The organism is Bradyrhizobium sp. DOA1, assembly GCF_001593325.1.
In the GTDB taxonomy this organism is placed as follows: domain Bacteria; phylum Pseudomonadota; class Alphaproteobacteria; order Rhizobiales; family Xanthobacteraceae; genus Bradyrhizobium.
This window is the reverse complement of record NZ_JXJM01000001.1, coordinates 7,213,849-7,233,247: the sequence shown is the minus strand read 5'-3', so window position 1 is coordinate 7,233,247 and position 19,399 is coordinate 7,213,849. Positions and strand designations below refer to the sequence as shown.

The 19,399-nt window shown below is 65.3% G+C and carries 19 protein-coding genes, 1 tRNA gene, 1 pseudogene and 1 riboswitch; of the genes and pseudogenes, 14 read left to right on the top strand and 7 right to left on the bottom strand.

Annotated features, from left to right (window positions below):
* Positions 1-211: 211 nt before the first annotated feature.
* Entirely contained in the window at positions 212-1,231 is a 1,020-nt protein-coding gene (locus tag SE91_RS33495; RefSeq protein WP_060737310.1) for an Hsp33 family molecular chaperone, read from the top strand.
* Positions 1,232-1,245: 14 nt separating this feature from the next.
* Here SE91_RS33495 and apaG read toward each other — a convergent pair whose 3' ends face one another.
* Positions 1,246-1,638 (bottom strand): Co2+/Mg2+ efflux facilitator ApaG/CorD, encoded by a 393-nt coding sequence (gene apaG, locus SE91_RS33490; RefSeq protein ID WP_061850677.1) that lies wholly within the window; start codon positions 1,636-1,638, stop codon positions 1,246-1,248.
* Between the two features lie 181 nt (positions 1,639-1,819).
* On the opposite strand from apaG, the gene SE91_RS33485 reads away from it, so the two are divergent.
* The 3 genes from SE91_RS33485 to SE91_RS33475 are packed head-to-tail and all read left to right on the top strand — an operon-like array spanning position 1,820 to position 4,836.
* The gene (locus tag SE91_RS33485) at positions 1,820-3,058 is read left to right on the top strand and encodes an OpgC domain-containing protein (RefSeq protein WP_061850676.1); all 1,239 of its coding nucleotides are present in this window, start codon (positions 1,820-1,822) and stop codon (positions 3,056-3,058) included.
* Positions 3,058-3,837 carry an SGNH/GDSL hydrolase family protein gene (locus SE91_RS33480; protein ID WP_061850675.1) on the top strand — a complete coding sequence of 260 codons (780 nt, stop codon included), beginning with the start codon at positions 3,058-3,060 and terminating at the stop codon, positions 3,835-3,837. Before SE91_RS33485 ends, SE91_RS33480 begins: the two co-directional genes overlap by 1 nt.
* A gap of 12 nt (positions 3,838-3,849) precedes the next feature.
* Entirely contained in the window at positions 3,850-4,836 is a 987-nt protein-coding gene (locus SE91_RS33475) for an SGNH/GDSL hydrolase family protein (RefSeq protein WP_060737308.1), read from the top strand.
* 72 nt (positions 4,837-4,908) lie between these two features.
* On the opposite strand, the gene SE91_RS33470 is transcribed toward SE91_RS33475, so the two are convergent.
* Entirely contained in the window at positions 4,909-6,096 is a 1,188-nt protein-coding gene (locus SE91_RS33470; protein ID WP_061850674.1) for an O-succinylhomoserine sulfhydrylase, read from the bottom strand.
* Between the two features lie 74 nt (positions 6,097-6,170).
* A riboswitch (SAM riboswitch) is annotated at positions 6,171-6,250 on the bottom strand.
* A gap of 80 nt (positions 6,251-6,330) precedes the next feature.
* On the opposite strand from SE91_RS33470, the gene SE91_RS33465 reads away from it, so the two are divergent.
* The 4 genes from SE91_RS33465 (at position 6,331) to SE91_RS33450 (ending at position 10,815) form a co-directional block, all read left to right on the top strand.
* Complete coding sequence (locus SE91_RS33465) at positions 6,331-7,467, top strand: 2'-deoxycytidine 5'-triphosphate deaminase (RefSeq protein WP_156489900.1); 1,137 nt, start codon at positions 6,331-6,333, stop codon at positions 7,465-7,467.
* A gap of 166 nt (positions 7,468-7,633) precedes the next feature.
* Positions 7,634-8,047: a PAS domain S-box protein gene (locus SE91_RS33460; protein WP_008541048.1), complete on the top strand. Its 414-nt coding sequence runs from the start codon at positions 7,634-7,636 to the stop codon at positions 8,045-8,047.
* 105 nt (positions 8,048-8,152) lie between these two features.
* The gene (locus SE91_RS33455) at positions 8,153-9,205 is read left to right on the top strand and encodes a hypothetical protein (protein WP_061850673.1); all 1,053 of its coding nucleotides are present in this window, start codon (positions 8,153-8,155) and stop codon (positions 9,203-9,205) included.
* A gap of 167 nt (positions 9,206-9,372) precedes the next feature.
* Complete coding sequence (locus SE91_RS33450) at positions 9,373-10,815, top strand: MATE family efflux transporter (protein WP_061850672.1); 1,443 nt, start codon at positions 9,373-9,375, stop codon at positions 10,813-10,815.
* On the opposite strand, the gene SE91_RS33445 is transcribed toward SE91_RS33450, so the two are convergent.
* The 4 genes from SE91_RS33445 to SE91_RS33430 form a co-directional block, all read right to left on the bottom strand.
* A complete protein-coding gene (locus SE91_RS33445; RefSeq protein WP_061851449.1) occupies positions 10,787-11,230 on the bottom strand; it encodes an SRPBCC family protein in 444 nt (147 codons plus the stop codon). The two genes, SE91_RS33450 and SE91_RS33445, sit on opposite strands and share 29 nt — an antisense overlap.
* Positions 11,231-11,359: 129 nt before the next feature.
* Positions 11,360-11,719, bottom strand: coding sequence for a VOC family protein (locus SE91_RS33440; protein ID WP_060738009.1), 360 nt, complete (start codon positions 11,717-11,719; stop codon positions 11,360-11,362).
* Positions 11,720-11,775: 56 nt separating this feature from the next.
* Entirely contained in the window at positions 11,776-12,615 is an 840-nt protein-coding gene (locus tag SE91_RS33435) for a helix-turn-helix transcriptional regulator (protein WP_061850671.1), read from the bottom strand.
* 96 nt (positions 12,616-12,711) lie between these two features.
* Positions 12,712-13,290, bottom strand: coding sequence for a methylated-DNA--[protein]-cysteine S-methyltransferase (locus SE91_RS33430; protein ID WP_061850670.1), 579 nt, complete (start codon positions 13,288-13,290; stop codon positions 12,712-12,714).
* A 173-nt stretch (positions 13,291-13,463) separates the two neighbouring features.
* Here SE91_RS33430 and SE91_RS33425 point away from each other — a divergent pair.
* From SE91_RS33425 to SE91_RS33415, 3 genes and pseudogenes are all read left to right on the top strand, one after another.
* Positions 13,464-13,537: transfer RNA gene (locus SE91_RS33425), tRNA-Gly, on the top strand.
* A 179-nt stretch (positions 13,538-13,716) separates the two neighbouring features.
* The gene (locus tag SE91_RS33420; RefSeq protein ID WP_008541063.1) at positions 13,717-14,298 is read left to right on the top strand and encodes a helix-turn-helix domain-containing protein; all 582 of its coding nucleotides are present in this window, start codon (positions 13,717-13,719) and stop codon (positions 14,296-14,298) included.
* 19 nt (positions 14,299-14,317) lie between these two features.
* A pseudogene (locus SE91_RS33415) lies at positions 14,318-14,772 on the top strand (GNAT family N-acetyltransferase).
* 31 nt (positions 14,773-14,803) lie between these two features.
* Here SE91_RS33415 and SE91_RS33410 read toward each other — a convergent pair.
* Positions 14,804-15,334, bottom strand: coding sequence for a DUF1003 domain-containing protein (locus tag SE91_RS33410; protein WP_008541066.1), 531 nt, complete (start codon positions 15,332-15,334; stop codon positions 14,804-14,806).
* 111 nt (positions 15,335-15,445) lie between these two features.
* Between SE91_RS33410 and SE91_RS33405 the strand changes: the two genes are divergently transcribed.
* From SE91_RS33405 to xylA, 3 genes are all read left to right on the top strand, one after another.
* Positions 15,446-16,534 (top strand): LacI family DNA-binding transcriptional regulator, encoded by a 1,089-nt coding sequence (locus tag SE91_RS33405; RefSeq protein ID WP_061850669.1) that lies wholly within the window; start codon positions 15,446-15,448, stop codon positions 16,532-16,534.
* A gap of 78 nt (positions 16,535-16,612) precedes the next feature.
* Positions 16,613-18,067, top strand: a complete 1,455-nt coding sequence (xylB, locus tag SE91_RS33400; protein ID WP_061850668.1) for a xylulokinase — start codon at positions 16,613-16,615, stop codon at positions 18,065-18,067.
* The gene (xylA, locus tag SE91_RS33395) at positions 18,068-19,390 is read left to right on the top strand and encodes a xylose isomerase (RefSeq protein ID WP_061850667.1); all 1,323 of its coding nucleotides are present in this window, start codon (positions 18,068-18,070) and stop codon (positions 19,388-19,390) included.
* Positions 19,391-19,399 lie beyond the last annotated feature (9 nt).

The following is a 19,399-nucleotide window of genomic DNA, read 5'->3' as shown; positions in this document are numbered from 1 at the left end:
GCCGATCCGGGATCCATAGCCACAGGAAGTTGTTTGGCGAGGACTCGGGGTTGTCATCTCGCGTTGTGATGTAATCATGTGGCTATGGGTCCCGGGCTCGCGCCTTGCGAGTCCCGGGACGACACTGATCTTGTCGTGCTTTCGTGTGATCCATTCTGCATCCGGATCGCACCCCCTTCCAATCCCCATCTCAGACCCCAGATAGAGCGCCATGGTTTCCCAATCTCCTGACATGAAAGCCGGGCCCGAAGGCCCGGTTCGCGCACCATCAGCGGTTCCGATCGATGACGCCGTGCTGCCTTACGAGGTCGATGCGCTCGACGTGCGCGGCCGCCTGGTGCGGCTTGGCCCGGCGCTCGACGACATCCTGACCAAGCACGATTATCCCGCGCCCGTCGGCAAGCTGCTCGGCGAGGCCATCGTGCTGACGACGCTGCTCGGCTCGGCGCTGAAATTCGAGGGGCGCTTCATCCTCCAGGCCCAGACCGACGGTCCGGTGTCGTTCCTGGTCGTCGATTACATGGCCCCGGATCGCCTGCGCGCTTACGCGCGCTACGATGCCGCGCGTCTCGGCGAGGCCAAGGATTCTGGCTTGAACTCCGGCGCGCTGCTCGGCCGCGGCCATCTCGCCATGACCATCGATCAGGGCCCCGACATGAGCCGCTATCAAGGCCTGGTCGCGCTCGACGGCGGCGGCCTGGAAGAGGCCGCCCACGAATATTTCCTGCGCTCCGAGCAGATCCCGACGCGCGTGCGCCTTGCGGTCGGCGAGGAATGGCGCTCGAGCGACGGCGGCAAGCATCGCTGGCGCGCCGGCGGCATGCTGATGCAGTTCCTGCCGAAGGCGCCGGAGCGCGCACGGCAGGCGGACCTGCATCCCGGCGATGCGCCCGAAGGCACCGAGGTGCACAGCGTCACGGAAGACGACGCCTGGGTCGAGGCGCGCTCGCTGATCGAGACCGTCGAGGACGTCGAGCTGATCGATCCCGAGCTCTCCGGCGAGCGGCTGCTGTTTCGGTTGTTTCACGAGCGTGGTGTGCGTGTGTTCAACCCGCTGTCGCTGAAAGCGCAATGCTCCTGCTCGCGCGATGCGGTCGCCTCCATGCTGAAGAGCTTTTCGGCTGACGATCGCGCCGCGATGGTGAAGGACGACAAGGTCGTCGTGACCTGCGAGTTCTGCTCGTCGGTGTACCAGTTCACGCCGGATGAGGCGGGCGTGGAGGACGCGTAGCGTCGCTCTGCCCCCTAGTTCAACACCCGCTTGTTGTCGGGGCTGTCGAGCGAGAACGTCGGCACGTCGATCTCGAAGCGCTCGCCGCTTTCGCTAACCATCTGGTAGCGGCCGGTCATGAAGCCGGAGGCGGTCGTCAGCGGTACGCCGGAGGTGTATTCGAAGCGCTCGCCGGGAGCCAAAATCGGCTGCTCGCCGACCACGCCCTCGCCCTTGACCTCCTGCTGGCGGCCGGAGGCATCGGTGATGATCCAGTGCCGCGTCTTCAGCTGCACGGTCTCCTCGCCGGAATTGGTGATGACGATGGTGTAGGACCAGAAATAGCGCGAGCGGTCAGGCGACGACTGCTCCGGAACAAAGTTCGGCTCGACGGTCACTTCGATCTGGCGGGTCACGGCGCGGTACATGCGGCCATCATACCGATTCCCCGGCCGGGAACCAAACGCCGCGAGACGGCCTTGGCGACATCGTCCCGCCAGAATTCGCGGGGAAGGACACCGCGATGTGATCCGGCCGCTTTGCGAGAGATCGGCCGGATCGGTACACTGCTTGACACGTCGCGATTTGCGGAAGGGTTTTTGGCCCCCGATGACCATTGCCGACCAAGTGACGGGATCGACGATCGCGGGAACCGCCAAACCCGCGGGGGCGAAGCCGCGCGTGGTCTCCTCGGCTATCACGCTGCCGGCCATCGGCGAGCGCGAGCTGCGGCTCGATCTGTTTCGCGGGCTGGCGCTGTGGCTGATCTTCATCGATCACCTGCCGCCCAGTTTGCTGACCTGGTTCACCATCCGCAATTACGGCCTCAGCGACGCCACCGAGATCTTCATCTTCATCTCCGGCTACACCGCCGCCTTCGTCTACGGTCGGGCGATGCTGGAGAGCGGCGTCCTCATCGCCACCGCGCGCATCCTGCGCCGGGTCTGGCAGATCTATGTCGCCCACGTCTTCCTGTTCACGATCTTCCTTGCCGAAATCTCCTATGTGGCGACCAGGTTCGAGAACCCGCTCTATACCGAAGAGATGGGGATCATGGAGTTCCTCAAGCAGCCCGACGTCATGATCGTGCAGGCGTTGTTGCTGCGTTTCCGTCCCGTCAACATGGACGTGCTGCCGCTATATATCGTCCTGATGTTGGCGCTGCCGCTGATCCTGTGGTCGATGAAATGGCGGCCCGACGTCACGCTCGGGCTTTCGGTGCTGCTCTACGCGGTCACCTGGGAGTACGATCTCTATTTGTCGGCCTATCCGAACGGCTTCTGGGCGTTCAATCCCTTCGCCTGGCAGTTGCTGTTCGTGTTCGGCGCATGGTGCGCGCTCGGAGGTGCGCGGCGCATGTCGCGTATCCTGGCCTCGCCGGTGACGATGTGGATCTCGATCGCCTATCTCGTGGCGGCGTTCTACGTGACGTTGACCTGGTACGTGCCGCAGCTCTCCCAATTCATGCCGAAGCGGATCGAGCAATGGATGTATCCGATCAACAAGACCGACCTCGATGTGCTGCGCTTCGCGCATTTCCTGGCACTGGCAGCGCTCACGGTGCGCTTCCTGCCCCGGACCTGGCCGGGACTGAAATCGCCCTGGCTGCGGCCGCTGATCCTGTGCGGCCAGCATTCCCTGGAGATCTTCTGTCTCGGCGTCTTCCTGGCGTTCGCCGGCCATTTCATCCTGGCGGAAGTCTCAGGTGGCGCGGGCATGCATGCCTTGATTAGTCTCTCCGGAATCCTGATCATGTGGGGGGTAGCCTGGCTCATTTCGTGGTACAAGCGCGTGGCTGACAAGAGCGGTGCAAAAGCCAAGAACGCCGATCTGGCGGGAGGGGGCTGATGAAGGCGAAGGTTCTCCTGAGCCTGGTCCTGCTATGCGGTGGCCTCGCCGCGCCCCTGGCGCGCGCGGGCGATGCTGTGCCTGCTGCCCCCGCGGTGCCCCCCGCGTGCGAACTGCCGTCCTATCTGCTGACCAGTGAAAGCCAGCTTCCCAGGGTTGCCGATGCCGTCAAGGCCGGCAAGCCGCTCGAGATTCTGGTCATCGGCAGCCGCTCGACCACGATTCCATCCTCGGAGAGCAGCTCCTATCCGGCGCGGATGGAAGCAATCCTCAAGGACAAGCTGCCGCCGTCGGAAGTGGTGCACGTTTCCGTAGATATACAGAGCAAGAAGACGGCCGAGGAAACCGCCGGCACCTTCGTTAAGCTGATGGAAGCAAAAACGCCTACTTTGGTCATCTGGCAGACCGGGACCGTGGACGCTATCCGAGCCATCGATCCCGACGATTTTCGCGGCGCGGTGACCGAAGGGGTTACTGCGTTGCAAAAGGCAGGGGCGGACGTCGTCTTGATGAATTTGCAGTACAGCCCGCGTACCGACACCATGATCTCGGCGCAGCCTTTTCTCGATAATATGCGCGTGGTTGCGCAGGAGCACGACATCCCGCTGTTCGATCGCTTCGCGATCATGCGGCAGTGGAATGAGCAGGGCCAGTTCGACCTGTTCAACCCGTCCCGCGGCCCTGAGCTGGCGAAACAGGTCCATGATTGCCTTGGCCGGGCGTTGGCACAGTTCGTGATCGACGCAGCCCGTCTGGAGCCGGCCCAGCAGCAAAATTGAGGTCTAGCGTTAATGAGTTTTCTCCGCCCTTTTTGCCTGACGCCAGCGCTGGCTGCGATCGCAGCGGCGCTGCTGCTGTTGCTGACGCCCGCGTCGCCGTCTCGCGCGCAGACGCACGCTGCACAGACGACGCCCGCGCAGCCGGCTGATCCCGCCTCCGCCTCGCACGCACAAACCACCGTCGCTGCGACATCTCCCGAGCAGCGCGGCATCACGGCCCGCGCCATCGACAAGGTGAAGGAGGTCGCAAAATCCGCCGGCGACATTTTCAGCCGCGTGCCCTGCCTGCCGCCGAAGGGCGGCTCGAAGGCGATGGGCTCGCTGCCGCATGTCGCAAGCAAGCTCGTCGCCGGCCAGCCCGTCGTCATCGTTGCGTTCGGCTCGTCCTCGACCGCTGGATTCGGCGCGAGCTCGCCGGAATTCAACTATCCGAACCGTCTCGCGGCGCAGCTGCGCCGGCACTATCCGACCGCCGACATCACCGTCGTCAACGCCGGCGTCGGCGGCGAGGACGCGCCCGAGATGATGAAGCGCCTTCAGACGCAGGTGATCGACGTCCATCCGGACATGGTGATCTGGCAGGTCGGCACCAACGCCGTGCTGCGCAACCTCGATCCCGGCGATACCGCCAAGCTGGTCGAGGACGGCATCTCCCGAATCCAGGCCGCAGGCGGCGCCGACATCGTGCTGGTCGATCCGCAATATTCGCCGGCCGTCAACCAGCGCGCCGAGAGCGCCGGCAAGATGATCAAGCTGCTTGGCAAGGTTGCCGAGCTCCGCAAGGTCGGCATCTTTCCGCGCTTCGAGGTGATGCGCGACTGGCACGAGAACCAGTCGATCCCGGTCGAGGGCTTCGTCATCGCCGACGGTCTGCACATGAACGATTGGGGCTACGCCTGCTTCGCCCAGCTGCTCGGCGACGACATCATCCGCTCGGTCGGCCAGATCAGGCTGGGCGTGAACGTTCCCGCGGACGTGCGTGCGTATCGGCCGATGTGACGAGACGCGAATGGGGAATGGCGAGTAGCGAATAGGGATTGCACTCGCTATTCGCTACTCACTATTCGCCGCTCACGCCTTCTCCAGCGCCGCGGTCAGATCCTCGATCAGATCATCGGCATGCTCCAGCCCCGCAGAGAAGCGGATGAAGCCTTCGCTGATGCCGAGCGCGGCGCGGTCCTCCGGCTTCAGGCGCTGATGCGTCGTCGTGGCCGGATGGGTGACGAGACTCTTGGCGTCGCCGAGATTGTTCGAGATCTTCGCCAGCTTCAATTCGTTGAGCACGCGGAAGGCCGCCTGTTTGCCGCCCTTGACCTCGAAGCCGACCAGCGTCGAGCCGCCGCGCATCTGCTTTTTCACCAATGCTGCTTGCGGATGATCGGCGCGGCCGGGATAGACCAGCCGCGAGACCTTCGGATGGCTCGCCAGTACCTCGGCAATGCGTGCTGCGGTGTCGGTCTGCGCACGCACGCGCACGCCCAGCGTCTCCAGGCCCTTGAGCAGGACCCAGGCATTGAACGGCGAGATCGACGGGCCGGTCTGACGCATGAAATTGTGGATGTGCTCGGCGATGAAGGCTTCCGAGGACAGGATGATGCCGCCGAGGCACCGGCCCTGGCCGTCGATATGCTTGGTCGCGGAATAGACGACGACGTCGGCCCCTAACGCCAGTGGGCTCTGCCAGATCGGGGTTGCGAACACGTTGTCGACGACGAGCCGCGCACCGCCCTTGTGTGCGATCTCGGCGATGGACGGGATGTCGAGCACGTCGAGCGTCGGGTTGGTTGGGCTCTCCAGGAAGAACGTCTTGGTGTTCGGCCGCACGGCCCGCTGCCATTGGTCGAGATCGAGCCCGTCGACCAGCGTGGTCTCGATGCCGTAGCGCGGTAGCAGATCCTGGATGACGTAGAGGCAGGAGCCAAACAGCGCACGCGAAGCCACGACGTGATCGCCGGCCTTAAGCGGCGCCAGGATCGCCGTCGTCACCGCCGCCATGCCGGTGGCCGCCGAACGTGCAGCCTCAGCGCCCTCGAGCTCGATGATGCGGCGCTCGAACATCGCGATGGTCGGATTCGAATAACGGGAATAGATGAAGCCGGGATCCTCGCCCTTGAACCGCGCCTCGCATTCCTCGGCGCTGTTGTAGACATAGCCTTGCGTCAGGAACAGCGCCTCCGACGTCTCGCCATATTGCGAGCGCAGGGTGCCGGAATGGACCAGGCGGGTTTCGGGGCGGTAGGTGGCAGGTGACTTCGACATAGGACCCTCCGATATGACCGTCTCGTCGAAACCGGTCACAAAAAAACCGGCCTGGATATCTCCACGGGCCGGGATCACAGAGGTCCCCGGCCTGTTTAGCGACTTATTTAACGTGGCTGCAAGCCGGCCGGCTCAAATCACCACGGGATAAGTGATGCTCATATTCCGCAATGCCCTTTCCGTCAAGGCGTCCATCGGATAGCCGTAAAAGGCTCATATTTCCCGTATGTCGGGATGTGTTTGCTCCCTGATGAGGTCCCTCGGTTGACGTTCACGGTCGCTGCCGACGCCAATGGTATCCTGCCCGACCGCATGATCGCGGCGATGGCGGAGGCGGGGCTCATCCTGCCTGCCTACGATTTCGTCGAAAGCCAGATCCAGCCGGCGAGCCTCGATCTGCGCCTCGGCGACATCGCCTATCGCGTCCGCGCCAGCTTCCTGCCGGGTCCCGGCGCCACCGTCGCCGAGCGCATTGACGAGTTGAAGCTGCACGAGTTCAGCCTCGCGGACGGCGCGGTGCTGGAGACCAACTGCGTCTACATCGTGCCGCTGCTGGAGAGCCTCGCGCTGCCGCCGGAGATCGTCGCGGCTGCGAACCCCAAGAGCTCGACCGGCCGGCTCGACGTCTTCACGCGTGTGATCGCCGACGGCACCCGCCGCTTCGACATGATCGGCGCCGGCTATCACGGCCCGCTCTATGCCGAAATCAGCCCGAAGACGTTTCCGGTACTGGTGCGCGAGGGCTCGCGCCTGTCGCAGGTACGCTTTCGCACCGGCGATGCCATCCTCAACGCCGACGAGCTCGATGGCTTGCATGCCACTGAGCGCCTCGTCGACATCGACGATGCCGACCTCTCGGGCGGCGTCGCTGTGTCGGTGGATCTGTCGGGCGAGAAAGCGAACGGCTTCGTCGGCTATCGCGCCAAGCGCCATACCGGCGTGGTCGACGTCGATCGCCGCTCCGGCTATGCGGTGGAGGATTTCTGGGAGCCGATCTCGGCCCGTCCCGACGGTAGCCTGATCCTCGATCCCGGCGAGTTCTACATCCTCGCCTCCAAGGAAGCCGTTCAGGTTCCGCCCGACTACGCCGCCGAAATGGTGCCGTTCGATCCGCTGGTCGGCGAATTCCGCGTGCACTATGCCGGCTTCTTCGATCCCGGCTTCGGCTATGCCGGCGCGGGCGGGCTAGGATCGCGGGCGGTGCTCGAAGTGCGCTCGCGCGAGGTGCCGTTCATCCTCGAGCACGGCCAGATCGTCGGCCGCCTCGTCTACGAGAAGATGTTGGCCCGCCCCGATGCGATGTACGGCCAGCGTATCGGCTCGAACTACCAGGCGCAGGGCCTCAAACTATCGAAGCATTTTCGGGTGTAGCCCCACACTTTACTGTCATGCCCCGGCTTGACCGGGCATCCAGTGCGCCGCAGCCTCTCGATTCAGTCACTGCTGCCTCGAATACTGGATCGCCCGCCTTCGCGGGCGATGACACTGATGTGTGGCAGGATGCGAAACGGGCTCGGGCTGTGTGCGAGGTGACGACATGACCGATCTATCCGATCTCAACGCAAACATCCTCAACGACGTCGCCGACGCGCTGATCTATTCCGATCGCTCCGGCACGATCATGCGCTGGAATCGTGCGTCGACCGCGCTGTTCGGTTTCACGGCGGACGAAGCGCTCGGCCAGAACCTCGACCTGATCATTCCCGAGCATTTGCGCGCCGCGCATTGGAAAGGTTTTGAGGCCGCGCTTGCGAGCGGCGCGATGAAGCTTGCGGGCAGGCCGACGCTGACCCGCGCGCTGCACAAGAGCGGGCGCAAGCTCTACATCGAGATGACGTTCGCGCTGGTGCGTGATGCAGGCGGTGCCGTGCAGGGATCTGTGGCGATGGCGCGCGATGTCACCGAACGCGTCGAGCGCGAGCGGGCGGCCAGGTCGGCACAAAATTCGTGATGCGGAATTGACGGGCGTGCTGCGCAGAGCGGCCTGCACGCGCATCATGTTGCCTGCAAACTGACGCAGTGACACACTCGATCAAAACAACGATCGGGAGCGAACATGACCGCTGCATCAGACACGGCGCAGGAAGCCCAATGGAAGCGCTGGCGGGCGATCGCTGATCTCTATCACGCCTACTTCACCGGCCTCATTCTCACCGTTGTCACGCGCCGCGGGAATGCGAATGCCGCCGAATTCGTCTTCCGCGTGTTCCGCCGCCAGCAGCAGGAGCGCTTCCTGCCCGGGCTCGAAAAGCTCGGACTCAGCCATCTGCCGCCGGCGGTCGCCGCTGCGCAATATCACTATCTCTCCAACTGGATCGGCGGCGTGCATGTCGAATACATGTATGAGAGCGACATCAAGGCCTGGATCCGCTATCCGCCGCCACGCTGGATCTGGAAGGGCACCGCGATCTGCGGGGTGCCCGGCGAGGTCTCGCGCGCGATGTTGCGCGGCTGGCACGCCAACAACGGCGTCGCGCTCGGCGATATCAGGCTGGGCTTCGTTTGCACCAAGCAGAGCGTCGATGGCCAGGACGGCCTCGAAGGCTACTATCATCAATACGACCATTCGCTGGAGCTCGACCAGCGTCTGGTGTTTGCGCGTCACCTCGAGGCGCCGCTGTTCGACGCGAACACCGCGCCGGCGCTGCCGGTTGCGAGCTGGCCGAAACCACGACTCGAGAAAGCCTATCGCAACTATGCGATGGAATATGTCCGCACCGCCGCGCCGGTCATGGTGCAGCTGTTCGGCCCCGAGGACGCCGGCTATCTGCTGCACCTCACCGGCAAGCTGATCGGGATGCAGTACTTCGACGAGGTCGCAGCCGCGCTGTCGATGAGCCGCGGTGGTGCGCGCGAATTTGCCTCGTTCTTGAACGCGTTGTTCGCCGCGCAGGATGACGCCGCCGAGATGGCGCAATCCGAAGGTACGTTCGAAATCAGTCAGCAGAGCTGGAAGCTGATGGACGACGTCACCGACTATCACCCCGCTTGCGCCAAGGTGCTTGAGGGGTTGTTCGAAGGCCTGGCTGCGGGATGCGGGCGGCACATTGGCGTGCACATGCGTCCAGCCAAGGGCGGCCGCCCGCCGCTGGTGTGGACACTCCAGTAGTTTCACCCCTTGGAATGCGCTGCCGCAGAGCACGCCTGCACCCTGCGCAGGAGGAATCGGCGCGCGCCGTGCTAACAAGCCCTGCCGCGCCTCGCGCGCGAAGAAATTGATTGGCACACCTGTTCATTGCCGCGCCGCAAAAATGGCGCTCGTGCCCGGGAGAGGACATGTCCGACATCGCCGAAATCCCGGTCGATGAACAAGAGCGTCCGTTGCCGCCGCCTCCGCAGCCGATCAAGAGCGCGCTGACGGATGGACCGATCCTGCGCACGCTGCTCTCGCTGGCTTGGCCGAACGTGATCGGGCTCTCAGCCGGCATCTGTGTGGTGATCGCGGAGACGTCCTATGTCGGCCGGCTCGGCGTCGAGGCCCTGGCTGCGATGGCGCTGGTGTTTCCGACCGTGATCCTGACCATGACGATGTCGGGCGGTGCCATGGGCGGCGCGGTGGCCTCCGCCATCGCCCGCGCGCTCGGCGCCGGTAACCGCGAACGCGCCGGCACGCTGGCGATGCACGCGCTGATGATCGGCATCAGCTTCGGTCTCGTCTTCATGCTGAGTATGCTGATCTTCGGGCCGCGCCTTCTCGAATTGCTCGGCGGCCGTGGCGATGTGCTGACGCACGCCGTCGCCTACACTCAGGTGTTTTTCGGCGGTGCGGTGCTACCCTGGCTGCTCAACACCATGGCGGGCGTCCTGCGCGGCACCGGCAACATGAAGCTGCCGTCGTTCCTCATTCTCAACTCCGCGGCCTGGCAGATCGTGCTCGGTGGCACCTTGGGCCTCGGGCTTGGCCCGGTGCCGCAGTTCGGCATGCGCGGCGTCGCCGCCGGTGCGTTGATCGCCTATTGCATGAACATCGGCATCATGGGCTGGTACCTGTTCTCCGGCCGCGCCGGGATCGTGCTGAGGCTGCGCGGCTTGCGCATCCAATGGGCGATGTTCTTCGACATCCTCAAGGTCGGCGCCATCGCCTGCTTCTCGCCGCTGCAATCGGTGCTGACGATCTCGATCTTCACCCACATGCTGGCGCAGTTCGGAACTGCGATCCTTGCCGGCTACGGCATCGGCGCGCGGCTGGAATTTTTGCTGACCTCGATCGCGTTCTCGTTCGGCATCGCCTGTGTGCCGATGGTCGGGATGGCGATCGGCGCGGGCCGCATCGCGCGCGCCCGGCGTATCGCCTGGATCGCCAGTGCTGCCGCCTTCGTGGCGGTCGGCGCGCCGGCCTGTCTCGTTGCGATCTTCCCCGATCTCTGGGTCAACATCTTCACCGACAGCGAGGCCGTGCGCGCGGCGAGCCATCAATATCTCTCGACGGTCGGACCGTTCTACGCTTTCTTCGGCCTTGCCACGACGATGTATTTCTCCTCGCAAGGCGCGGCCAAAGTGATCGGGCCGGTGCTGGCGCAGACCGCGCGGTTGATCTACATCGCCGCGATCGGCTGGTGGCTGTCGACCCACCACGCCAGCGTGCAGAGCTTCTTCTGGCTCGCCGCAAGCTCGATGGTCGTGCTCGGCTTGCTGTCGTGCTCCAGCGTGGTGCTGACGCGCTGGGGACCGCGCCAGACAAAACCTGCGATCAGGCCTGCTCTTTCGACGGTGGACTAGCGATGCTTGTGGCGAGGATGGCCGGCACCGGAAACGCCCGGTGCATCGCGGCCACGGCCTCCTTCGTCTGTCCCTGAACATAAGGCGCAAGCTCGTTCGGCAGCATGTCGATGGTCCAGAGCAGGCGACACCGCGTCTCGCCGTCGGCAATCACCTGCACCGAAGCGCTGTAGTGCTTCAGCCGCTCATTGTTGATGGCATAGACGAGGCGCTGCTGCGTATCGTCGCAATCGACCAGCACCTCGCGCGCCACCGAACCGTTGGCGAAGGTGACGATCCGCGCATCGCCATCGCGCGTGCAGGCGGTGACGAAGCCCGGGACAAGCCGATGATGCAGCGCGCCGAAATCCCGTACCGCGTCCCAGACGTCGTGCGCGGAGGCGAGGAGGGGGATGTCGTTGTGGATGGAGGCCATGAAGGTGTCCTTGATGATGTTGGGTGGTTGCCACGTCATTGCGAGTGCAGCGAAGCAATCCAGAGACATCTCTGCGAAGGCAGTCTGGATTGCTTCGTCGCAAGAGCCCCTCGCAATGACGAGGAGAACTCACGTACAAACCGCCTCGACATTGTTGCCGTCGGGATCGATCAGGAACGCCGCATAGTAGGTCGGGCTGTAATCCTTGCGCGGCCCGGCGCCGCCATTGTCGCGGCCGCCATTCTTCAGGCCTTCGCTGTGAAACGCCTTCACTGCGTCGTGGTCCTTGGCGCGGAAGGCGATGTGGGCGCCGTCGGCTTTGCGACCCTTGTTCAGGTGCAGCCACAGCGCCGGCTCGCCCTTCGGCCCGAAGCCGGCATAGCCGTCGCCGCTGGAGCAAAGGGCGTAACCGAGCGGCGCCAGCACGGCGCTGTAGAAGCGCGTCGCGGCGTCGAGGTCGGCAACGCGAAGTCCGATGTGGTCGTACATGTTCGTCTCCATTGCGAAAGCGCGCCGCAACTGGCGCGCGCCGGAGACGACCCTAGTCAGCTGAGGGCAAGCTGCTCTTGGAGAATCTTGCGCTCGCCCTTCGAGGCCTGGCGAAACTTGCCCGGCGACACGCCCGCGGCGCGATGGAAGGTGCGGACGAAATTGGAGAGATCGCCGAAGCCGACGTCATAGGCGACGTCGGTGACCGCGATGTCCTCGTCAGCCAGCAGCCGTGCGGCATGCCGCAGCCGCGAGCGCACCAGATATTGATGCGGGGTGACGCCGAGCACGCTGGAGAACAGTCGCAGGAAGTGGAACGGGCTGAGGCCCACCTGCCGCGCAGCCTGCTCCAGATCGACCTCGCCCTGCGAATTGTCGTCGATCCACAGCGCAGCTTCCACCGCGCGCCGGCGGTCGCGCGCAGTCGGCAGGGTCTGCTTGCGCGTTTTGCCGGAGGCAACGTCGACGAAACGAGCGGCCAGGATGTGACCGATTTCGTCGAGGCCGAGATCGCTGTTGCCATCTGCTGCCGTTTGGGCGAGCTCGCCGAGCACCATCAGCTCGGGGAGCGGCGGCGTCGCGCCGAGTTGCCACACCTCGCAGCGCCCTCCGAGGCCGTCGACCAGGTCCTCGCTGAGAAAGAAGGACAGGCAGACGTCGCCGGAGACGTGCTCATGCGTGCAGGTGTATTCCTCGCCGGGAGCGCCGACCAGCATCGAGCCCGCCACCAGCTCGAAGAAGCCGGCGCGGCAATGGCAGCCAAAACTGCCGGAGCGGACATAGGCAATGGAGTGGCCGGTGCGGCACTCCGCAAACGGCATGTCGTCCGGTCCCGCATCGCAGCGAAACTCGGAGACGGTCATCGAGCGCGTCATCAGGTGGGTGGTGGCGTCCATCCCGCCAATCTAGGCATGATCCGGACAAGTGTGTAGCGGTTGTCCGATAAGATCATGCCTCAAAAACCAAAGCTAAGATGCGGGCAAGACCGCGCCTTAGGTAGGAGGGCGCGGCGGAGCAACCGGCAGCAGCACCTCGAACAGCGTCTTGCTGGCGATCGGATGGGCGCCTTCGAGCGCCAGCAGCCGCCGCTTGGAGATGACGCCGCCATAGGGCGACAGCCGGTCGGTGTAATTGCCGGCCTCCAGCACCCGGTGACAGGGCACGATCAGCATGTAGGGATTTTTCGCGGTTGCCTGCGCCACAGAGTGCGCGGCACCGGAGGCGCCGAGCGCCTTGGCGATCTCGTGGTAGGTGCGCGTCTCTCCGCGCGGGATCGTGCAGGTGTATTCATAGACGCGCCGGTTGAAGCCGGGCACACCGCCGGCATCCAGGCTGACGTCGGAGAAGTCGGGATCGCTGCCTTGCAGCAGCACCGTGATGCCCTCGATGGCAAGCTCAGCGTTCTCGGACGGCCGCTGCTCGCGCGCGTCGGGATGCACTGCAAAAATCCGGCGGCGGGTGTCGATCTCCCGCGCCTCCGGCAATTGCACGGCAACCACGCCGCTGCTGCTCCAGATGATGCCGCAGCGGCCGATCGCCGTGTCGAATATCGCGTAAGCGCGCCCCACCATGCACACGCCCCACTCAGTGCACGTTTCTCCCCAGACAAGCATCATATCACTGCCACAATCCGGCGCACCTGGAATCTTACCAGAAAGTTAAGCAGCGTCGGGTGCGCCACGCCAAAGCGCTTGGCGGGACGCGCCGTCTCGGCTAATCAGGATGGGCGCGAAGCAGCGCGTCCGCGGGCGTAGTTCAATGGTAGAACGGCAGCTTCCCAAGCTGCATACGAGGGTTCGATTCCCTTCGCCCGCTCCAGCTTCTCCTCTCCGCGTGATTTGAGCTCAAGCCGGGCTTGACTGCTTTCGACCTCGCCTGCCGCGCTCAAGATTCCATTATATTAGCCCTTCATTCCCGGCGTTCGATTTCGCGTGCGCTAAGCTCAGCCGTCTCGGCGAGCGCGGTCCTCGCACCGGGCGCTATCCTGAAGAGGGACTATGGACCAGCAGAAACTCGATCGCGCCATCGGGCGCCGCCTGAAGACGCTGCGGACGCAGGCGGGCATGACGTTGAACGAGCTTGCAGGCCGGTCCGGCGTCAGCCGGGCCATGATCGGGCGGGTGGAGCGGGCGCAGAGCAGTGCGACGGCGGCGCTGCTCGGAAAGCTCTGCGCGGCGCTCGATGTCTCGCTCAGCGATGTGGTCGCGCTCGCCGAGAAACCGCCGGAGCGCCTGGTGCGGCTCGCCGACCAGCCGCATTGGCGCGATCCCGACAGCGGCTACCGGCGCCGTCATGCCTCGCCGCCGGATGCGGCAAGCGGCATCGAGATCATCGTCGTCGACCTGCCGGCCGGCGCCCGGGTCTCCTACAGCCCCTGGGGCCGCAACGCCTTCACCCAGCAACTGCTGATGCTGGAGGGCACGATCGCCGTGCATATCGATGCCAAGGCGGTGCGGCTGCGCGAGGGCGATTGCCTGGATTTCGATGTGATGCGCGCGGTGATGTTCGAGAACGAGACCCGGCAGGATGCGCGCTACGTCATCATCACCAGGCGCGGCGCTTCCTACGGCAAGATGTGAGACCATGGATAAAATGATGATGCAGATCCGCACCGGCGACACCTATGATCCCCGCGTCATTGCGCTGCTCGATCATCACGTCACGGCGGCGCGGGCGCAGACGGCGCCGGGCAGTGCCCACGCGCTCGACTTCGCGCGCCCGACATCGCATTCTGGACCGGCTGGGAGGGCGAGACGCTGGTCGCCACCGGCGCGCTGAAGACGCTTTCGGCCGAGCACGGTGAAGTCAAGTCGATGCACACGCTCCAGACCACGCGCAGGCAGGGCTATGGCGGCCAGATGCTTCGTCACATCATCGCGGAAGCCCACGCGCGCGGCCTGCAGCGCCTCAGCCTCGAGACCGGATCGTGGAATTATTTCAAGCCGGCGCAAGCGCTCTATCAGGCGCACGGCTTCGTCGCCTGCGCGCCGTTCGAGGGCTATGTCGAGGATCCCAACAGCGTGTTCCTGACGCTCGACCTGACGTCCGGGTAAGCCCGCGGGCCAGCGCTAAACGCACTCAGCCTCAACCTCGTCGCGTCTCCTCGAGCTTGTCGAGCACGCGCTCGGGCGCAATGTCGCGCGCCGCTTCCTCCAGCTCGCGCTTGGAGTCGGGTTTGACGTCGAGCCGTTCGGCGACCTGGGTGAGCAGGCGGGCGACCTTGGTCAGCTCGTGCTCAGCGAGCAGGCTGATCTGGAGGTCGAGATCGGCGCGCTTGTCTGCGGCCGCCGTCATGCGGTTCTGCGAGATCAGCACGAAGGTCGAGAGGAATATCGCCTCCACCGAAGCGATCATCGCCAGCACCACGAAGCTCTCGTCCCAGGCCGGGACCCCCGGCACCCAATGCAGGTTGGCGATGATCCAGAAGCCGAACAAAGCGAGGTGCAGATAGACGAAAATCATGCTGCCGGTGAAGGCTGTGATGGCGTCGGCGAGCTTTTCCTGGCCCTTGGCAGCGCGTTGCTCACCGCGGCGGCGCTCGACCAGCGCCTGGATATTGCGCTCGAGCGTCGGGCTCAGTCCGTCGCCAGGATCATGGGTGATGTCGTTATGCACGCGGCGGCAACGGTCGAGGGGAGGAGCCGTTCCTGGGGCGCGCAATCCAAAATGCCGGCCGCCCCTCAAAATGAGTTGCGTACCTCAAAACACCTCTGCTAGCCTTCAGCCATGGCCGAGACGCTCACGCCGACCGCACTGACGCTGAAGGACATCGCGCGCGAGGCCGGGGTCAGCCTGGCAACGGTCGACCGCGTCCTGCATAACCGCCCGGGCGTGCGCCCGGACACGGTCCGGCGCGTGAAGGCGGCGATCGAGCGCAATTCGTTCCAGCCGCATGTGGCCGCCGCCGAGCTCGCGCGCGGCCGCGCCCGCCGCTTCGCCTTCGTGATGCCGTCGGGGCCGAACCCGTTCATGCAGCAGATCGAGGCCTATCTCGGCGAAATGTCGTCCTGGCTGTCGGCGCGCCGGATCAGCGTCGAGATGGTCGCAACCGACGTGTTCGAAGTTTCCGCGCTTGCAGCCTCGCTGGAGGCGCTGTCGGGCGATTACGACGGCGTCGCCGTGGTGGCGCTGGATCATCCGAGCGTCCGCGCCGCCATCAACGATCTCGTCGATGGCGGGACCAAGGTGGTGACGCTGGTCTCGGACGTGCCGTCCTCGCGCCGGCACCATTATGTCGGCATCGACAACATCGCCGCGGGCCGCACCGCCGGCGCGCTGGTGGGACGGCTGGTCGGCCAAAGGTCAGGCAAGGTCGCGATCATCGCGGGCTCGCAGGGCCTGCGCGACCATGCAGAGCGCATCTTCGGCTTCAATCAGGTGATGGCGGCGGAATTCCCTGATCTCACCGTGCTGCCGGTGCTCGAAGGGCGCGATGAGGACGAGCGTTCGGAGCAGCTGCTGGCGCGCCTGTTCGGCAGGTACGCTGACATCGTCGGCCTTTATAATGTCGGCGCCGGCACGCAGGGCGTGGCCAAGGCTTTGGGTGATAAGGCTTTGAGTGATAAGGCGTCGGGCGACAGAGCATCGGGCGATGTCGGCCGCGACAAGCAGGTCGTGTTCGTCGGACACGACGTTACCGCGCTGACGCGGCGGCTGCTGTTGCAGGGCGTGATGGATGCGGCGATCTCGCAAAATCCGGGACATGAAGCGCGCGCCGCGGTGCGCGTGCTGCTCGCGCTCGCCCGCGGCGAGCCGATTTTGCACGAACAGGAGAAGATCAGGATCGACATCGTGATGCGGGACAATCTGCCCTAGCGGCAGGAGATTTCGACAGCTGCACCGGTGAACCCGGCTCCAAGATCGCGCACCGCGACAGGTGAATGGGAGGATGGCATGTATCTCGGACTGGACGTCGGCACGTCCGGTGTGAAGGCAGTGCTTGTCAGCGACGCCGGCGCGACTATCGCGAGGAGCGCGCGCGAGCTTGCGCTTTCGCATCCCGCGCCGCTGTGGTCCGAGCAGGATCCCGATTCCTGGGTCGATGCCGCCACCGCTGCGGTCGACAATCTCGCCGCCCGCCATCCGCACGAGGTCGCGCGGGTCCGCGGCATCGGGCTGTCGGGCCAGATGCATGGTGCGACGCTGCTCGGGGAGGATGGCCGGCCGCTGCGCCCGGCCATTCTCTGGAACGACGGCCGCTCGCAGGCCGAATGCGCCGCGCTGGAGCGGCGCTGCCCGTCGCTGCACGCGATCGCGGGTAATCTGGCCATGGCCGGCTTCACCGCGCCAAAGCTGCTCTGGGTCGCGCGGCATGAGCCGAGGATCTTTGAGCGTGTCGCAAAGGTGCTGCTGCCCAAAGCCTATGTCCGCTATCGCCTCACCGGCGAGATGGTCGAGGATATGTCCGACGCAGCCGGCACGCTGTGGCTGGACGTCGGCCTGCGCCGTTGGTCGGCCCTGCTGCTGCACGCCACCGGGCTCGATCTGCACCACATGCCGCGCCTCGTCGAGGGCAGCGCGGCGAGCGCGGTGCTTGCGCCTGACTATGCGCAGCGCTGGGGAATGACAAAAGACGTCGTGGTCGCCGGTGGCGCCGGCGACAATGCCGCGAGCGCGATCGGGCTTGGCGCGATCTCACCGGGCGATGCCTTCCTGTCGCTGGGCACGTCGGGCGTGGTGTTCCGCGCCACCGACCGCTTCGCGCCGGCGCCTGAAACGGCTGTGCATGCGTTCTGTCACGCGCTGCCCGGCCTCTGGCACCAGATGGGCGTGATGCTCTCGGCGACGGCGTCTCTGACTTGGCTGGCCGGCCTAATGGAGACGCCGGCTGCAGCGCTGTTGGTGCCACTGGGTAAGCGCGTCGACGGGCCGAGCCCCGTCTCGTTCTTGCCGTACCTCGACGGCGAGCGCACGCCGCACAACGATGCCGGCGCCAGCGGCGCCTTCGTCGGCCTGCGCGGCGCGACCTCGCGCAGCCAGATCGTCCAGGCCGTGCTCGAAGGCGTCGCCTTTGCCGCGCGCGACAATCTGGCGGCGCTGGGCGCGGCCGGTGGGACGATCACTGAGCTCGATCTCGTCGGCGGCGGCTCGCGCTCGCAATTGTGGGCGCAAATCTGCGCCGACGCGCTCGGCATCCCCGTCCACCGCGTCGAGGATGGCGAGGTCGGAGCGGCGCTCGGCGCCGCGCGTCTCGGCCGGCTCGCCGCAACAGGCGAGGATCCCGCGGAGGTCTGCACCCGTCCGCGGCGGTTCGCGAGTTTCACGCCTCGCCCGTCCGTCACCGCAGCCTATGACGAGGCCTATCGTCGCTGGCGCGCGCTTTATCCTGCATTGAAGGAGCTAGCTTAAGTGAACGCGTCAGCCAAATTCTTCGAGGCCAGCGCACCCGTCGCCTTTGCCGGCAAGGATGCGGACAACACGCCCGCCTTCCGCTGGTACGACAAGGACCGCCTCATCCATGGCCGCCGGCTTGAGGACCATCTGCGCTTTGCGGTCTGCTATTGGCATTCCCTGTGCTGGCCGGGCGGTGATCCCTTCGGCGGGGAGACGTTCCTGCGGCCCTGGCACGGCGGCACTGATGCGATGGCGCAGGCGCGCGCCAAGGCCGATATCGCCTTCGAGCTGTTCCGCCTGCTCGACGTGCCCTTCTTCACCTTCCACGACGTCGACGCGGCGCCGGAAGGCGCATCGCTCGCCGAGTCGGTCGCCAATCTCAATGCCATCGCCGACCTGTTCGAGCAGAAGATGGCCTCGGCAAGAGTGCGCCTGCTCTGGGGCACCGCCAATCTGTTCACCCATCGCCGCTACATGGCGGGCGCAGCGACCAATCCGGACCCCGAAATCTTCACCTATGCCGCCGGTCAGGTCCGCGCCGCGCTGGAGGTGACGCATCGGCTCGGCGGCCAGAACTATGTGCTGTGGGGCGGGCGCGAGGGTTACGAGACCCTGCTGAACACCGATCTCAAGCGCGAGCTCGACCAGCTCGGGCGCTTCGTCTCGCTCGTCGTCGAGCACAAGCACAGAATAGGCTTCAAAGGCCCGATCCTGATCGAGCCGAAGCCGAAGGAGCCGACCAAGCACCAATATGATTTCGACGTTGCCACCTGCTACGGCTTCCTCGAACGCTACGATCTCCTCAAAGACGTCAAGCTCAACATCGAGCAGAACCATGCCATCCTGGCCGGTCATTCCTTCCATCACGAGGTTGCGCTGGCGGAGGCGCTCGGCGTGTTCGGCTCGCTCGACATCAACCGCGGCGACGATCTGCTCGGTTGGGACACTGACCAGTTCGCGATGAATGTGCCGGAACTGACGCTCGTATTTCACGAGATCCTGAATCGCGGTGGCTTCACCTCGGGCGGGCTGAATTTCGACGCCAAGATCCGCCGCCAGTCGATCGACCCCGACGACCTCATTCACGCCCATGTCGGCTCGATGGATGCCTGCGCGCGCGCCTTCCTCGCCGCGGCCGACATGCTCGACGCCGGCGCACTCACCGCGCCGCTCGCCAAGCGCTACGAGGGATGGGCAGGCCCCGAGGGCCGCGCCATTCTCGGCGGCCAGCGTTCGCTCGCCGATCTCGCCGACCGCGCGCTTCTCCCCGGCTTTGATCCGCAGCCGCGCTCGGGCCGGCAGGAATATCTGGAATCCCTGGTCAATCGCTACGTCTGAGGAAGTCCG

Coding starts and splice junctions, on each gene's coding strand:
- SE91_RS33495 (WP_060737310.1), top strand. CDS start 212: ATGGTTTCCCAATCTCCTGACATGAAAGCCGGGCCCGAAGGCCCGGTT.
- apaG (WP_061850677.1), bottom strand. CDS start 1,638: ATGTACCGCGCCGTGACCCGCCAGATCGAAGTGACCGTCGAGCCGAAC.
- SE91_RS33485 (WP_061850676.1), top strand. CDS start 1,820: ATGACCATTGCCGACCAAGTGACGGGATCGACGATCGCGGGAACCGCC.
- SE91_RS33480 (WP_061850675.1), top strand. CDS start 3,058: ATGAAGGCGAAGGTTCTCCTGAGCCTGGTCCTGCTATGCGGTGGCCTC.
- SE91_RS33475 (WP_060737308.1), top strand. CDS start 3,850: ATGAGTTTTCTCCGCCCTTTTTGCCTGACGCCAGCGCTGGCTGCGATC.
- SE91_RS33470 (WP_061850674.1), bottom strand. CDS start 6,096: ATGTCGAAGTCACCTGCCACCTACCGCCCCGAAACCCGCCTGGTCCAT.
- SE91_RS33465 (WP_156489900.1), top strand. CDS start 6,331: ATGTGTTTGCTCCCTGATGAGGTCCCTCGGTTGACGTTCACGGTCGCT.
- SE91_RS33460 (WP_008541048.1), top strand. CDS start 7,634: ATGACCGATCTATCCGATCTCAACGCAAACATCCTCAACGACGTCGCC.
- SE91_RS33455 (WP_061850673.1), top strand. CDS start 8,153: ATGACCGCTGCATCAGACACGGCGCAGGAAGCCCAATGGAAGCGCTGG.
- SE91_RS33450 (WP_061850672.1), top strand. CDS start 9,373: ATGTCCGACATCGCCGAAATCCCGGTCGATGAACAAGAGCGTCCGTTG.
- SE91_RS33445 (WP_061851449.1), bottom strand. CDS start 11,230: ATGGCCTCCATCCACAACGACATCCCCCTCCTCGCCTCCGCGCACGAC.
- SE91_RS33440 (WP_060738009.1), bottom strand. CDS start 11,719: ATGTACGACCACATCGGACTTCGCGTTGCCGACCTCGACGCCGCGACG.
- SE91_RS33435 (WP_061850671.1), bottom strand. CDS start 12,615: ATGGACGCCACCACCCACCTGATGACGCGCTCGATGACCGTCTCCGAG.
- SE91_RS33430 (WP_061850670.1), bottom strand. CDS start 13,290: ATGGTGGGGCGCGCTTACGCGATATTCGACACGGCGATCGGCCGCTGC.
- SE91_RS33420 (WP_008541063.1), top strand. CDS start 13,717: ATGGACCAGCAGAAACTCGATCGCGCCATCGGGCGCCGCCTGAAGACG.
- SE91_RS33405 (WP_061850669.1), top strand. CDS start 15,446: ATGGCCGAGACGCTCACGCCGACCGCACTGACGCTGAAGGACATCGCG.
- xylB (WP_061850668.1), top strand. CDS start 16,613: ATGTATCTCGGACTGGACGTCGGCACGTCCGGTGTGAAGGCAGTGCTT.